Genomic DNA, 15,587 nt, shown 5'->3' on the forward strand with positions numbered 1-15,587 from the left:
GAAGGTAACAGAAATTTTTAAGGAGGAAAGTCCGTTATACGGTTCTAAATGGGGATAAAGGGTACCGGGATTTCCTTGCGATTGTTTAACTTTCAATTCCTAAACCAATACTATGAAACATATTCTTCTTTTTCTTACTGTGATAATGCTGACGGCCACTTCCTGCCGTTGGTTTGGATATAAAAGGGTGGTGGGTAATGGTAACCTGGAAACCCAGGACCGCCCTATTCAGCGGGCAGAAAGGATCAAACTGGCGGGTAGTTACGATGTGGAAATTACGCAGGGACCCACCACTTCGGTGAAAGTAGAAGCGGACGAAAATATCCTGCCCTTTATTCTTACCAGATCAGAAGACGGTTTTCTGATCATCAAGTCAAAAGATCATGTAAGTCTCTCTACAGACAATACCATCAAGATCTTCATCACCACACCCAAACTGGAACAGGTAAACCTGGCTGGAAGCGGTAATATTATCGGGAAAAATAAGTTCACCGGTGGCGATAATCTTACGCTGAAAATTGCCGGTGCCGGCGATATGAAGATGGATGTAAATACCCCCAGTATTGAAGCCGAGATTGCGGGTAGTGGTTCTATGACGCTAACAGGCGAAACCCGCGACCAGCGGATCCGTATCAGCGGGGTAGGTGATTATATTGGCGAGGCACTCAAATCCGAAAACGCCGTTGTAAAAATTGCAGGCAGCGGAAATGTAAAACTGTTTGCTGCCGCAACACTCGATGTAAATATTGCCGGAGTAGGTTCTGTGTACTATAAAGGAAGTCCTGCGGTAAAACAACATGTAGCCGGAAGCGGGGAAGTGAAAAAGCTGGAATAACCCATTGGCCTGCTGTTGATTGCAGCCGGAATAGCCCAAAGGAAAACCGGCAGACTGAAATATTTTCTTTATTTTCAGTCAGTAATTAACTGCGAAAATGTTGGTGAAACACAGAATTTTATTGGTGGAAGATGAAGTGAAACTCAGCAAGATCATTTGTGAAGAATTAAACGCAAATGGTTATCAGACCGATGTTGCCGGAGATGGATTGGAAGCCTCCCGCTTATTTGCTGAAAACAACTATGCCCTGGTGTTACTCGATATCAACCTGCCCTATAAAAACGGATATGTACTGTGCCGCGAATTCCGCGACCAGAACAATAAGATTCCGATCATCATGCTCAGCGCCGCAGGAGAGATCCATGATAAAGTTGAGGCCTTTAATATTGGTGCAGACGATTATATTGTAAAACCCTTTCATTTTTCAGAATTATTTGCCCGCGTAAAAGTATTCCTCAAACGATCAGAACTGCCTGTCCAGTCGGATAAACTGACAGTGGAAGACATGGAGATCAATTTCCTTAATAAAACAGTTACCCGCGCCGGAATAGTCATACCACTTACCGCCAAAGAGTTTACCCTCCTGTCTTTGCTGGCCCGTAACCGCGACCGTGTTATTTCCAAACAGGAGATCCTGGAAAAAGTATGGGATCTCAGTTTTGATACGGGAACCAACACGATTGAAGTGTATATCAGTTTTCTGCGCAATAAAATAGACAAACCTTTCCCGCTGAAACTGATCCATACCAAACCCGGGTTTGGCTACTATATCAAATAAATATTGCGGGCCATGAACCTGAAACTCCGTTTTGCATTACTGTTTACTTCTTTTGTGGCAGTAATCCTGTTCATAGCCTGTATTGCCATTTATATCCTCGTCTACAAGGTCCGCGAAGATGACTATTACAAACGGGTGAGTAAAGAGGGGATAGAAGTATATAATATTTTCACTGATATCAGAAAGGAAGACAGGCAGGTCTCTTACAGGCTCATCAAAGAGATTCACGACAATGCTTTGTTATACGAGAAGGTTTTTATTCTCGATTCAACAGGCAAATTGATTTTCCGTTTTCCGGATACAATCAGCATGCCGCTTTTCCACGGAAGCCTATCCCAGCTCCGGAGTGAAAAAGAAATCCGTTCGATAGACGCCAATAACTACCAGCAGGTTGCCATGTATTTGCCCGAAACCAGCTCGTATGTGTTTGTGTCAGGGTATGACCGGTATGGCTTTGAGAGACTGGGGCTGATACGATTGATTCTGATTGTGGTATTCCTTGGTTCATTGGTGTTGGCTGCGCTGATCTCTTTTTTATTTGTACGGCAGGCGGTAAAACCGTTGAAGGACCTGGGTTCGCAAATGAAGAAAACGACCGTTCAGAATCTGACAGAACGTGTGCCCGAAACAACAGCTAAAGACGAGATCAATGATATTGCCCGGAATTTTAATACAATGCTCGAAAGGCTGAGCAAATCCTTCGAATTCCAGAAAAATTTTGTGTACCATGCTTCGCATGAGTTGCGAACACCCCTCGCCATCATGTTATCACAAACAGAATCGGCACTGAATAAAGAGCTTTCACCTTCGGAATACAAAACCACCCTGCTCTCGCTGAAAGAAGAACAACGGGAACTGATCGAATTGACCAATTCGTTGTTACTGATCTCCCAGTTTGAACAGTTGGAGTTTATGCAGGACTGGCCCCGTCTGCGGATAGATGAGCTGATCTATGAAACGGTAAGTGCCTGCAAAAAAATGTTCCCTAACCTGGTGATCGATATTGTTTTTGCCCATGTGCCGGATGATGATGATGATTTTGTGATCCGGGGTAATGAATCCCTGCTGAAATCTGCTTTCACCAACCTGATCAAAAATGCCTATACGTATTCGGTAGACCAAAAAGTACATATTACCATCGATGCTGCGGGAGAATCCATATCCATACACCTCGATAATACAGGAACCCAGTTACCGGCCGATGAAAAGGAGAGTATCATGATTCCTTTCTTCAGAGGGGGCAATGCCCTTACTACCAAAGGGTATGGGCTGGGTTTGTCCATTGTGTACCGGTTTATTGCCGTCCACAAGGGAACTGTTAGTTATGCGCCCATTGCCAGCGATGTGAACCGATTTACCGTTACCCTCAACAAAGCTTCTACACAGAACCGGGCATAAAAAAACCATCCGGCTAAACAGCGGGATGGTTAGAAATAAATTATAAGGATCAATTAAGCGAGGGTAGCCGCTTTTTTGGTCAGTTTGCTTTTCAGATTGGCAGCTTTGTTCTTATGGATGATACCACGCTTAGCCAATTTGTCGATCATAGAAGCTACGTTGGGTAAAGTTTCTTCGTAGGTCTTCTTGTCGGCGCTGGCCTTCAGGTCACGGATCGCATTACGGGTTGTTTTTCCGTAGTAACGGTTACTATCGCGACGCTTGGTAGCTTGTCTCACATCTTTCTTGGTAGCTGAATGATTTGCCATGTATTGTTTTTTTCAGGACGGCAAAGGTAATACCTGGAAGTCAAATTTGAAAATTTAATACAAAAAAACTGAAAAAACCCTGAAAACCAGTTGATAAATCACTCGCCGGACAGATCCAAAGTCTGATTTTCAGCGGCAGGGGACGAGCTGCAAAGCTGGGTACCAACTGATTTCGAGTTCCGGACTTTTCCGGTTTCACCCTGTTTTTTGGCTTTTTTTCTGCCTTCAATGACCGATATTTGCCCACTATTTGACCAAAAGCTGTTCAAAACCACGAAATGAAGGACTTTTCATACATAACGAACTCGCATCCCGCTTATATCGAAAGCCTGTACCAGGACTTTGTAAAAGATCCCGCCAGTGTGGATCCCGACCTGAAAAAATTCTTCGAAGGATTTGATTTTGCGGTCAGTAACGGCCTGAATACAACGGTTGCCGCCCCTGCGGCGGGTGCGGTTCAGGCAGGCTCAGGTATTGACTGGATGAAGGAGATCAGGGTATACCGTCTGATACTGGGTTACCGTAACAAAGGACATCTGCTGGCCAAAACCAACCCCATCAGGCCCAGAAGAGACCGGGGGGCCAACCTCGATCTTGCTTTCTTCGGATTAGGGGAGGCTGATATGGACACTATTTACCAGGCCGGTAATATTCTCGGACTGGGAGCTACATCGCTGAAAAATATCCTGACGCATCTTCAGAACATTTATGCCAACCATGTAGGCATTGAATTCAAATATATCGGCGACCAGAAAAAGATCGACTGGTTAACCGAAGAAATGGAGAAAAAATTCGCCGAGTCTGTACCCCTCTCACAGAAAAAAAGAATTCTCGAGAAACTGAACCAGGGGGTATTGTTCGAGAAATTCCTGCATACCAAATATATCGGCCAGAAAAGGTTTTCACTGGAAGGTGGAGAAACCACTATTGCGGCACTGGATGCTATCATTAATATGGCAGCCAACAATGATGTACATGAAGTGGTGATTGGTATGGCGCACCGGGGCAGACTGAATATCCTGGCCAATATCATGGGTAAAACCTATGAGCAGATCTTCAGTGAGTTTGAAGGAACCGCTACGATGGACCAGACCATGGGTAGTGGTGATGTGAAATACCATATGGGATACGGTAGTGAAGTGCAGACGGCAGATGATAAAACCATGCACCTGAAACTGATGCCCAATCCCTCGCACCTCGAGGCGGTGGATCCGGTAGTAGTCGGTTTTGCGAGAGCCAAGGCAGATGTATTGTATCAGAGTGATTTTGATAAAATTTTACCGATCCTGATTCATGGAGATGCTTCTGTGGCAGGACAGGGAATTGTATATGAAGTACTGCAGATGAGTAATCTGCGGGGATATTATACAGGTGGCACTATTCATTTTGTGATCAATAACCAGATCGGCTTTACCACTGATTTTGATGATGCAAGAAGTGCGGATTACTGTACATCGGTAGCTGCCATGGTGCAGGCACCAGTGTTGCATGTGAATGGAGATGATGCAGAAGCAGTAGTGAAATGTGCAGAGATAGCCACCCGTTATCGCCAGGAGTTTAACAGCGATATTTTCATCGACATGGTTTGTTACCGCAAACACGGGCACAATGAAGGCGATGATCCCAAGTACACCCAGCCGCAGTTATATGCACTGATAGATAAACACCAGAACCCGAGAGAGAGTTATACCAATTACCTGATCGAGAACGGGGAGGCGGATGCAAGAGAACTGGCCAAAGAAATGGAGAAAAAATTCTGGGCCGATCTGCAGGAGCGTTTGGATGAGGTTAAACAGAATCCATTACCCTATCACTACCAGCAGCCGGAACTGGCCTGGAAAAGTTTGCGTAAAGCCAAACCGGAAGATTTTGACTCCTCTCCATCAACAGCCATTGGCGAAGAAGATGCGTTTAACCTCTTTCATAGTCTGATGAAATGGCCCGAAGGTTTTCAGCCATTGAAAAAAGTAGAAAAGTTATTACAGGACAAGATCAAAATACTGGAAGCCGAACAGAAAGTAGACTGGGCCACCGCCGAGTTGATGGCTTATGGTTCTATTCTGCTGGATGGTAATATCGTTCGTATGAGCGGTCAGGATGTACAGCGTGGTACTTTCAGCCACCGCCATGCCATCCTCCGTGATGAGAATACCAATAAAGGCTATAACAGGCTGAATCATTTCCGCGAGAACCAGGAAAAATTCCGGATCTACAATTCCCTATTAAGTGAGTACGGAGTACTGGGTTTTGAATATGGGTATGCATTGGCTAACCCCAACGCCCTGGTAATCTGGGAAGCGCAGTTTGGTGATTTCTCCAACGGCGCACAGACCATGATAGACCAGTTTATTGCAGCAGGCGAACAGAAATGGCAGCGCCAGAACGGAATGGTGATGTTATTGCCGCATGGTTACGAAGGGCAGGGTCCGGAGCATAGCAGTGCCCGCATGGAAAGGTTCTTGCAGATGTGTGCGGAGTTGAATATCGTGATCACAAATATCACCACCGCCGCCAACCTCTTTCATGCGTTAAGACGCCAGTTAACCTGGAGCTTTCGCAAACCACTGATCAATTTCTCCCCTAAAGCCAACCTGCGTAATCCGGTTACGTTCAGTCATATCAGCGAATTCACCAGGGGTGGATTCAAAGAACTGATCGATGATAGTTTTGTAACAGATGCCGCTGACGTTAAAAAAGTATTGCTCTGTACCGGTAAGCTCTATTTTGAACTGGCCGAAAAACAGGCAAAAGAAAACCGGAAAGATATAGCCATTGTACGACTGGAGCAGGTATACCCGCTGCCACAAAAACAACTGGACGTACTCCATAGAAAATACAGCAAAGCCACCTGGTTCTGGGTACAGGAAGAACCGCTGAATATGGGAGCTGCTTCTTTCCTGCAGATGAACCTGAAGTCGATCAACTTTGGTGTTATCAGCCGTAATGCCAGCGCATCCACCGCTACAGGGTACCATAAAGTACATGTACAGGAGCAGTTGGAGATTATTGAAACCGCTTTTAATATTTAAAAGTCAATTAGTAATTAGTAGTTGGTAATTAGTAATGGACGTTCTGTAACGGATAATAAAATATAAACTGAAATAATTTTTTATGATCGATATAAAAGTGCCTACTATCGGCGAATCCATCAGTGAAGTAACTCTTTTAAAATGGACCAAAAAAGACGGAGAGTGGGTAGAACGCGATGAAGTGATTGCTGAACTGGAAAGTGAGAAAGCCACTTTTGAAGTGAATGCCGAAAAAGCAGGTATCCTGAAACCGCTGGCCAAAGAAGGTGATACTTTAACCATTGGTGATGTGCTGGCACAGATAGATGAAACAGCGGCCAAACCTGAAGGCGCTCCTGCAAAAGAAACGGCACCGGTTGCTACTGCTGCCCCCAAACCCGTAGCCAATGAAGCACCGGTTACAGCAGTGCCCAACGATATCAAAGCTACACCCGTTGCTTCTGCCATCATCGCAGATAAAAAAGTAGATGCGATTTCTATCAAAGCTTCCGGAACTGGCGGAAAAATCATGAAACAGGATGTGCTGGAAGCATTGAATAACCCGGGCAAAAAAGCTTTCGCCGGTAATGAACTATTTACCCGCGTAGTACGCCAGGAAAAAATGAGCAGCCTGCGCAGAACCATCAGCCGCCGCCTGGTAGAAGCCAAAAATACCACGGCCATGCTCACCACTTTTAATGAAGTGGACATGACGCGGATTATGGATGTGCGCAAGCAATACAAAGACAAGTTCAAAGAGCAGCATGGTGTAAACCTGGGATTCATGAGCTTTTTTGCCAAAGCCTGCGCTATTGCACTGGGCGAATGGCCTTCTGTAAATGCTTATATTGATGGCGATAATATTGTGTATCACGATTATGCGGATATCAGCATTGCGGTAAGTACCCCCCGTGGACTCACCGTACCGGTAATGCGGAATGTAGAAAGTCTGGGTATGGCTGAGATTGAAAAGAAAGTGGTAGAACTGGCCGGTAAGGCAAGAGACAGCAAACTGACTGCCGAAGACCTGCAGGGAGGAACTTTCACTATCACCAATGGTGGTGTGTTTGGCAGTTTGATGAGTACGCCGATCATCAATATCCCACAGAGTGCTATTCTGGGTATGCATAAAATACAGGAACGTCCCATGGCGGTGAATGGCCAGATAGTGATCCGCCCCATGATGTACCTCGCACTCAGTTATGATCACCGTATCATCGACGGAAGGGAAAGCGTGAGTTTCCTCGTAAGGGTGAAAGAACTGCTGGAGAATCCGGAATTACTGTTGATGGGAAAGGATCCTGTAAAAACATTACTGGAAGTATAACCTGCTTTTCCGCCAGTATAGGGGGATAAAGTAGCATCACTTATATTTGAGCCTGTTGCCGGATGGTAACAGGCTTTTCATTTCCTTTAAGAGCAGTCATGCGTTATCAATCTTATTTTAATACTGCACTCTCGCTTATCCGTTTGTATGATGGAACGGTACCGCTTGTTCATTTTCTGAAAAAATATTTTTCGGAGCATAAGAAGCATGGCTCACGCGATAGAAAACTGATCACACATCTTTGTTATAGCTACTATCGTATCGGGCATGCGCTTCTGTCACTGGATCCCGAAGAGCGCCTGCGTATCGCTATCTTTCTCTGCGAGGAAACAGCAGGTGATTGGGCGGGATTATTTGAACAGCAGTGGCTGGCTGCATGGAGTGTTTCCTTACCGGGAAAAATCAATTGGCTACAAAAAGAATATCCGGGATTTACCGTTGCATCTGTTTTTCCGTGGATCGAACAACTCAGTGAGGGAATAGAACCGGAGGCGTTTATCCTTTCTCATTTTACCCAACCTGATCTCTTCTTGCGTATCCGTCCGGGAAAACAGCAACAGGTACTGGCCAAACTGGCTGATCAGCCTATCGCATTCTCTCAGCCAACTGCCAACTGCCTCGCGTTAGCCAATACCACCAAAATAGATGGCTTGCTGGATATTGATAAAGAAGTAGTGGTCCAGGATTACAGCTCCCAACAGGTAGCAGGCTTCTTCTCACTCACTATTCACCACTCACCACTCACCCTATGGGATTGTTGTGCAGCCAGTGGTGGAAAATCTTTATTGGCGATGGATACTTTGCCGAAGGTTGACCTCACCGTATCCGATATCCGCCCAAGTATTCTCAGAAACCTGAAAGAAAGATTTGACCGGGCAGGGATCAGACATTATCAATCTTTCATTGCAGACCTGACTCAGTCCCCACTCACTACTCACCACTCACCCTTCCATATTGTTCTCTGCGATGCACCCTGTAGTGGCAGTGGTACCTGGGGACGTACGCCCGAGCAGCTGTATTTTTTTACAGAAGAAAAGATCACGGAATATGCGGCGTTACAAAAGAAGATCATCAACCACGTAATACCTCATGTGGCGAAGGGCGGATACCTGTTATATATTACCTGCTCTGTTTTCAGAAAAGAGAATGAGGAACAGGTACAGTATATTCTGGAAAACAGAGAATTTAAATTGCTGAAAATGGAATTGCTGAAAGGGTATGGGGTAAAAGCAGATTCTATGTTTGCTGTTTTGCTGGGGAGGGGTTAAAATAGTTAAACCTGTTTTTAACTATTTTAACCCCTCTAACAAATATCGCTACCCCAACACTAACTCCCCCCGCTGAATAATACCACCCCCGATCACATCATTGCCTTCGTAAAAAACAGCACTTTGTCCGGGGGCAATACCTTTTACGTTTTCATAGAAGCGTGTGCGGATACCGTTGTTGGTGGTGTATAAATTACTGAGTGCTCCTTTGTCTTTGTAACGGATCTTGGTAATGGCTTCCATGCCATCGGTGATACCATCGTACTTGATCCAGTTGATCTTGCCGATCTGCATATCGTTCTGCTCCAGGTCGCTTTCATCGCCCAAAACAACCGTATTGGTATCGGGGTTGATCGCGGTTACATATACCGGATGCCCCATGGCAATTTCCAGACCCTTGCGCTGGCCGATGGTATAGAAAGGATACCCTTTGTGCTGTCCCAGTTTCTTACCTGTTTTATCAACGAACCAGCCGCCATTCACTTTTTCTTCCAGTCCTTCTACCCGGCTTTTCAGAAAACCGCGGTAATCGTTATCAGGTACAAAACAGATCTCGTAACTCTCGCTTTTTTTAGCGAGTTCCGGATAACCCAGGTCAACCGCCATCTGGCGGATCTCCGATTTGCGGTAACCGCCCAGGGGCAGGATGGTACGGCTTAACAGTTGCTGGTCTAATCCCCAGAGCACATAACTCTGGTCCTTGGTTTCATCCAGTCCTTTACTTATCACATAACGGCCATTATCATGCTGGCGGATCAAACCATAATGTCCGGTGGCGATGAATTCGCAATCCAGCGCGTCGGCTCTTTTTAATAAGGCCCGCCATTTGATATGCGTATTACACATCACACAGGGGTTGGGGGTACGGCCGGCGAGGTATTCGTCCACAAAATTCTCGATCACAAAATCGCCGAACTCTTCGCGTATATCCAGAATAAAATGTGGGAAGCCATGGTGCACGGCCGCCTGCCGGGCATCATTAAAAGAATCAATATTACAACAGCCGGTTTCCTTGGAACTGGTTCCGCTGCTGGCATAGTCCCATGTTTTCATGGTTATACCCACCACTTCATACCCTTCATTATGCAACATCAGGGCCACCACGGTACTGTCTATACCGCCACTCATTGCCACCAAAACCTTTCCTTTACGGCTCATATACTGTGTTTTCATCCCGCAATGCGGGAAAGCATTAATCTGCAAATTTAAAACAAGTATCCGTAAGAACCGGGTTCAATGGGGCTATTGGTATTTCGAAAGCGGAAAAAATAACAATGAATGGTAAAAAATAATATATAAATTTAAATACACAAACCGCTTGTATGAAACAGATCCTGTTGGTTTTCATGGTTTCCGTTATATCGGTTACGCTGCTTGCGCAAGCTCCGGCCAGTAGCCAGGGTACCCCGGTTCAGATAAAACTGGAGGACCTGGTGATCAAAGATTCCGGCGGAACCATCTATCCTGCCGAACTGGCCAAGCGTTTAATAGGGACAGGAAAGTATACACTCCGGATCTCGAAAGATAGAACAACTGCTTTTTTGGCCATGCTTTCAGACGCCGAGATAGAGAAGAGAAATGCTTCGCTTCCCAAACCCGCAGAGAGTAAATTCTTCAAAACGGGTCAAAAGATCGCTTCTTTCAGTGAGCGGGACATGAACGGAAATAAGTTTTCGCTGAAAGAACTGGTGGGGAAAGTGGTGGTACTGAATTTCTGGTTTATCAATTGTCCGCCCTGTCGCATGGAAATACCCCAGTTGAATGAGTTGGTGGGTAATTACCAGCAAAATCCGGATGTGGTATTTATCGCAGTGGCGCTGGATGAGAGATATGATATCCGGGAATTCTTGAAAACCAATCCATTCCGGTACAATATCATTGATGGAGGGAGGTATATAGCTTCAAAATATAATATCAATCTGTATCCTACACACCTGGTGCTGGATAGAGAGGGAAAAGCTGTTTTTCACAGTTCCGGATACAGTATGGGTACGGTTCCCTGGATCAAAAAATCGATCGATGCCTCCCTCGCGGGAACAATCCTGCCGTAAAGCTGTAGACCCTGATTAGTTTACCCCAAGTTATACAGTGAAAATAAAACCGATTATGCGGTAAATACGCATTTTCTGTATTTTCAATTTTTGGATATTTACAAAAACAACCCTATTATGATAAAGCTTCAGGTCATCGGCAACTTAGGAAAAGATGCCATTGTGAACAATGTAAACGGAAAAAACGTGATCAACTTCACGGTTGCCCACACAGAAAAATACAAAGATGCACAGGGTAACCAGAAAGACAGGACCACTTGGGTGGATTGTGCTTACTGGACAGACAGAACCGCGGTAGCACCTTATCTGAAAAAAGGAACACAGGTATATGTAGAAGGACAACCCGATGTGCGTACCTATACCACGGGCGATGGCCGCCAGGGGGCATCCTTAACACTACGCATCTCCAATGTACAGTTACTGGGAAGCCGTAATAATGATGGTGGCGGTAGTAACGACGGTGGTGGCAGTAGTTACCAGTCGGGAGCTCCTTCCTATTCCCAGCCGGCCACAGCCGCTCCATCGGCCAGTGATCTTACAGAGCCATTGGACGACCTGCCATTCTAAGAAAGTGATTGATTTGATCGGGAAAGGAGATGAGCGCAGCACATCTCCTTTCTTTTTATCTTAGGTATCTATTTCAATCATATGAAGAAGGGATGTCTGGTTTTTTGTGGTTTATTCATTATGCTGACCTTATCTGTTGCGCAGGTAAAGAAAATGCAGACAGATGTATTGGTGGTAGGCGGATCTACCGGGGGCATAGCGGCCGGAATACAGAGTGCCCGCAGTGGTGCCAAAACCATCATCGTAGAACAAACGCAATGGCTGGGAGGTATGTTAACAGCCGCCGGGGTTAGCTGTACCGATGGTAATCATGCATTACGCAGCGGCATCTGGGAAGAGTTCAGGCAGGCACTGTACAAACATTACCAGACCCATAATCTTTTTGCAGGCTGGGTAAGTGAAACCTGTTTTGAACCTCACGTAGGCGATAGTATTTTCAAAGCCTGGGCCGCAAAGGAAAAAAATATACAGGTAGTGTATGGCTGGTATTTTGACAGGGCTATAAAGAAGGGAAACAAAATCATTGGAGCAGGTTTTGTAAACACCAGAGGAGAAAAACTGGAAGTAACCGCTACCGTTACTGTAGATGCAACCGATCTGGGTGATGTATATGCGGCGGCAGGTGTACCCTTTGACCTGGGTACGGAAGACAGTACACAAAGCGGAGAAAAAATCGCTCCGGGTAAAAGCGAAGTGATACAGGATCTTACCTGGGCGGCTACCCTCATGGATTTTGGTAAGGGAGCTGATAAAACCATTCCTGCACCACCGGGCTATGATGCTTCCCAATATTACTGCAGCACCAGCGATGCGCCCTGTAACAGTAAACCCTATGCGCTGGCTACACAGAAAGTGCTGGAATATGGTAAACTGCGGGTAAGCAAAGGTGCAGCTGATAAGTTTATGTTGAACTGGCCCGCTCATGGCAATGATTATTACCTGAATGTGGTTAATATGAAACCGCTGGCGCGGGAGGCGGAATATACCAAAGCAAAAAATTTTACGCTGGGTTTTATTTATTTTCTGCAAACAACCCTGCAACAAAAACAAATCGGATTGGCAGAAGATGAGATGGATAAGGGCATGGCATTCATTCCTTATCATCGCGAAGGCAGAAGGGTGCAGGGGGAAGTGCGGTTGAATATTGACCATATCCGCAAGCCTTATCAATACAACCTGTACCGCACCGGTATAGCTGTGGGCGATTATCCGGTAGATCATCACCATGCACAGTATCCGGGTAAAGTGCCGCCGATCCCGTTTCCACAAGTGCCATCGTTTTCAATTCCATTAGGAGCATTGATTCCGAAGGGAGTGGAGGGGCTGGTAGTTTGTGAGAAAGGAATTTCAGTGAGTAATATCGCGAACGGAACCACCCGTTTGCAGCCGGTGGTATTACTAACCGGACAGGCCGCCGGCATCATTGCAGCGCGGAAAGCGGGGGAGGGAACTAAATATATCACCGGCATCCGCATCCGAGAGATCCAGAAAGAACTGTTACAGAACAAATGTTATCTCATGCCTTTTGTGGATGTAACACAGGACGATCCTGCCTGGGAAACCATACAATGGATCGGTGTGAAAGGGTTGATCAAGGGAGTAGGAAAAAGTATTGGCTGGGCCAACAAAACTTATTTTTATCCGGATAGCCTGATGGGAAGCAGTGAATTACTGGAAGGGATGAAAAAAGCTTATGGAATCACAGGTTACAGAGAAAGTACACAAACAAAATATGTGAGCCTGGCACTACTCTTGCGGTTACATCAATCAATGATGACCGGAAATATTTCAAGAGATGAAGAAACTGCGAAGTTGCTTGATATGAATACCGCACTGCAAAAATTTCAATTGGCAAAGAAAACCAATCAATTGCCGCTGACCCGCAAAGAAGCAGCTGTTTACCTCGATTACCTCTTCGGTAATTTTGATAAGGATGTTTGTTTTGATGGCAGTTTCTGCCAGGTGCTCAGATAGTATTTCTTTTATTACATCATAATAAGGTGATAATTCATGCATCATCAGGTATTATTACGCAGTAATAATACCTGATGATGCAATAGTCGCTCGGCTCTGCCGAGTGACTATTATAACTTGGCATCCAGCCAAATCCTGCACCATGAGCGAATTGCGCAAAGCCAATTATGATGCCGTTTTCTTCGTCACCCTAACCGTTGTAGGTTGGATAGATGTATTTACCCGGAAACAATATTGCGAAGAATTGGTAAAAAATATGCAGTACTGTCAACAACACAAAGGATTGGAATTATATGCCTATGTAATCATGAGTAATCACATGCATTGGGTGGCTGTACAAAAGCAGGGAGCGCTGAATCATCTGCTGCGGGATTTTAAAAGCTATACGGCCAAACAGCTGCTTGCTATGATTTATGATAACCCCAAAGAAAGCAGAAGGGATTGGATGAAAATTGTTTTTCAGTACAACGCTAAGTTTCAAAAACAGCATGCGGAGAATATGTTCTGGCAAAAGACGAATCATCCGATTGATTGCTTTAATCAGAAAGTGTTATGGCAGAAGATCAATTATATTCATCAGAATCCTGTGCGGGCGGGTTGGGTTACGGAGCCGGGGCATTGGTGGTATAGCAGTGCGAATCCACGGTCTCCGATTGTGGTGATGGAAGTGTGATGGTAGTTTGTGGGTTATGGAATTTTTTACGGCCTGAGGCCGGGGGGATAGTAGTCACTCGGCAGAGCCGAGCGACTGCTGTTGCGGGCAACAGTTAAGAACAAAGAATGTATCTTCGGCACTGCGCAGGATTTATTCATCTTTAGATTTGTATATGCTATTTTCTTACGATCAGTTATATCAATTCACTTACGCTGTTTTCAGAAGTATCGGCTGTTCCGATGAGCATGCAGCCACTGCCACCCGTGGGTTGATTGCTGCGGATATCCGTGGTATAGACAGTCATGGCGTAGCGCGGTTAACCGGTTATGTACGTTTATGGGAAGCGGGTCGTGTAAATGCTTCACCCGTGCTGCAAATCGTACACGAAACACCTTCTACGGCCGTGGTGGATGGAGATGCGGGGCTGGGACTGGTGGTAGCCCCCTTTGCCATGCAGCTGGCTATTGAGAAAGCGAAAAATGTAGGTACGGGCTGGGTGAGTGTACGTAACAGTAATCATTTTGGTATTGCCGGGCACCATGCCATGATGGCACTGGAACAGGATATGATTGGTATGGCTATGACAAATGCCAGTGCCCTGGTGGCACCTACGTTTTCGATAGAGCGGATGTTGGGTACCAATCCCATCGCGGTAGCCATACCTGCGGGTCAGCAACCTGCTTTTGTAGCCGATTTTGCTACCACCACCGCAGCCAATGGCAAACTGGAGATCCTGCAGCGCAAAAATGCAGATACACCTTTGGGCTGGGTGCAGGATAAAGAAGGAAACGAAACAACAGATGCGAATATCCTGAAAAAGCAAGGGGCTTTACTGCCGTTGGGGAGTGATCGGGAGCATGGCAGTCACAAAGGGTATGCGCTGGGCAGTATCGTGGATATTTTTTCTGCGGTGTTAAGCGGTGCTTCCTATGGTCCATGGGCACCACCTTTTCCTGCGTATGTTCCCATGCCTGAAAATATGCCGGGACAGGGACTCGGTCATTTCTTTGGGGCCATGCGGGTAGATGCTTTTCGTCCGGCAGAGGAGTTCAAACAACATATGGACAAATGGATCCAGCGTTTCCGTTCGGCTACGCCAGCGGCAGGACAGGAGCGGGTGCTGATTCCCGGCGATCCGGAACGAGAGATGGAAGCAGTGCGGATGAAAGCGGGGATTCCCCTGGTAGATAGTGTGGTGGAAGATTTACAGACGCTGGCCGCCAGGTTCTCATTGCAATTATGATACCTTTTTTGAGTAGGGTATTTATATGCTGAAATAGCTCCACAAAACCTCCCATGCTACTGGCTTCAGTGGCAAATATGGTTCGTTTATGCTAACAGCTGTTCACAAAATACATCCCTCCTCATTTACAGGCAGGCTGTACATTTGTACCTGATTTTTTAACAACAAAACAGGC

The 15,587-nt window shown here is 45.8% G+C and carries 13 protein-coding genes; 11 read left to right on the plus strand and 2 right to left on the minus strand.

Going from position 1 to position 15,587, the window contains the following annotated elements:
* Positions 1-112 precede the first annotated feature (112 nt).
* The 3 genes from AC1RNB_RS07955 to AC1RNB_RS07965 all read left to right on the plus strand — a co-directional run bounded on the left by AC1RNB_RS07955 (position 113) and on the right by AC1RNB_RS07965 (position 3,011).
* Positions 113-835, plus strand: coding sequence for a head GIN domain-containing protein (locus tag AC1RNB_RS07955; RefSeq protein WP_493082136.1), 723 nt, complete (start codon positions 113-115; stop codon positions 833-835).
* 103 nt (positions 836-938) lie between these two features.
* A complete protein-coding gene (locus AC1RNB_RS07960; protein ID WP_493082137.1) occupies positions 939-1,613 on the plus strand; it encodes a response regulator transcription factor in 675 nt (224 codons plus the stop codon).
* A 12-nt stretch (positions 1,614-1,625) separates the two neighbouring features.
* Positions 1,626-3,011 (plus strand): ATP-binding protein, encoded by a 1,386-nt coding sequence (locus tag AC1RNB_RS07965; protein WP_493082138.1) that lies wholly within the window; start codon positions 1,626-1,628, stop codon positions 3,009-3,011.
* Positions 3,012-3,064: 53 nt separating this feature from the next.
* Here AC1RNB_RS07965 and rpsT read toward each other — a convergent pair whose 3' ends face one another.
* Positions 3,065-3,319: a 30S ribosomal protein S20 gene (gene rpsT, locus AC1RNB_RS07970; protein WP_493082139.1), complete on the minus strand. Its 255-nt coding sequence runs from the start codon at positions 3,317-3,319 to the stop codon at positions 3,065-3,067.
* A gap of 278 nt (positions 3,320-3,597) precedes the next feature.
* Between rpsT and AC1RNB_RS07975 the strand changes: the two genes are divergently transcribed.
* From AC1RNB_RS07975 to AC1RNB_RS07985, 3 genes are all read left to right on the plus strand, one after another.
* The gene (locus tag AC1RNB_RS07975; RefSeq protein WP_493082140.1) at positions 3,598-6,348 is read left to right on the plus strand and encodes a 2-oxoglutarate dehydrogenase E1 component; all 2,751 of its coding nucleotides are present in this window, start codon (positions 3,598-3,600) and stop codon (positions 6,346-6,348) included.
* 82 nt (positions 6,349-6,430) lie between these two features.
* A complete protein-coding gene (gene odhB / locus AC1RNB_RS07980) occupies positions 6,431-7,654 on the plus strand; it encodes a 2-oxoglutarate dehydrogenase complex dihydrolipoyllysine-residue succinyltransferase (RefSeq protein ID WP_493082141.1) in 1,224 nt (407 codons plus the stop codon).
* A 98-nt stretch (positions 7,655-7,752) separates the two neighbouring features.
* Complete coding sequence (locus AC1RNB_RS07985) at positions 7,753-8,922, plus strand: RsmB/NOP family class I SAM-dependent RNA methyltransferase (RefSeq protein WP_493082142.1); 1,170 nt, start codon at positions 7,753-7,755, stop codon at positions 8,920-8,922.
* 48 nt (positions 8,923-8,970) lie between these two features.
* Here AC1RNB_RS07985 and mnmA read toward each other — a convergent pair whose 3' ends face one another.
* Positions 8,971-10,080 (minus strand): tRNA 2-thiouridine(34) synthase MnmA, encoded by a 1,110-nt coding sequence (gene mnmA, locus AC1RNB_RS07990; RefSeq protein WP_493082143.1) that lies wholly within the window; start codon positions 10,078-10,080, stop codon positions 8,971-8,973.
* Positions 10,081-10,244: 164 nt separating this feature from the next.
* Here mnmA and AC1RNB_RS07995 point away from each other — a divergent pair, with 164 nt between their 5' ends.
* The 5 genes from AC1RNB_RS07995 to AC1RNB_RS08015 all read left to right on the plus strand — a co-directional run bounded on the left by AC1RNB_RS07995 (position 10,245) and on the right by AC1RNB_RS08015 (position 15,412).
* Positions 10,245-10,973: a TlpA family protein disulfide reductase gene (locus tag AC1RNB_RS07995; protein ID WP_493082144.1), complete on the plus strand. Its 729-nt coding sequence runs from the start codon at positions 10,245-10,247 to the stop codon at positions 10,971-10,973.
* Between the two features lie 117 nt (positions 10,974-11,090).
* Entirely contained in the window at positions 11,091-11,540 is a 450-nt protein-coding gene (locus AC1RNB_RS08000) for a single-stranded DNA-binding protein (protein WP_493082145.1), read from the plus strand.
* An 81-nt stretch (positions 11,541-11,621) separates the two neighbouring features.
* Positions 11,622-13,514 carry an FAD-dependent oxidoreductase gene (locus AC1RNB_RS08005; protein ID WP_493082146.1) on the plus strand — a complete coding sequence of 631 codons (1,893 nt, stop codon included), beginning with the start codon at positions 11,622-11,624 and terminating at the stop codon, positions 13,512-13,514.
* A 142-nt stretch (positions 13,515-13,656) separates the two neighbouring features.
* Entirely contained in the window at positions 13,657-14,187 is a 531-nt protein-coding gene (locus AC1RNB_RS08010; protein ID WP_493082147.1) for an REP-associated tyrosine transposase, read from the plus strand.
* A 154-nt stretch (positions 14,188-14,341) separates the two neighbouring features.
* The gene (locus tag AC1RNB_RS08015) at positions 14,342-15,412 is read left to right on the plus strand and encodes an Ldh family oxidoreductase (protein WP_493082330.1); all 1,071 of its coding nucleotides are present in this window, start codon (positions 14,342-14,344) and stop codon (positions 15,410-15,412) included.
* Positions 15,413-15,587: the final 175 nt, after the last annotated feature.

The organism is Sediminibacterium sp. GW821-FHT12F12, from assembly GCF_058806635.1.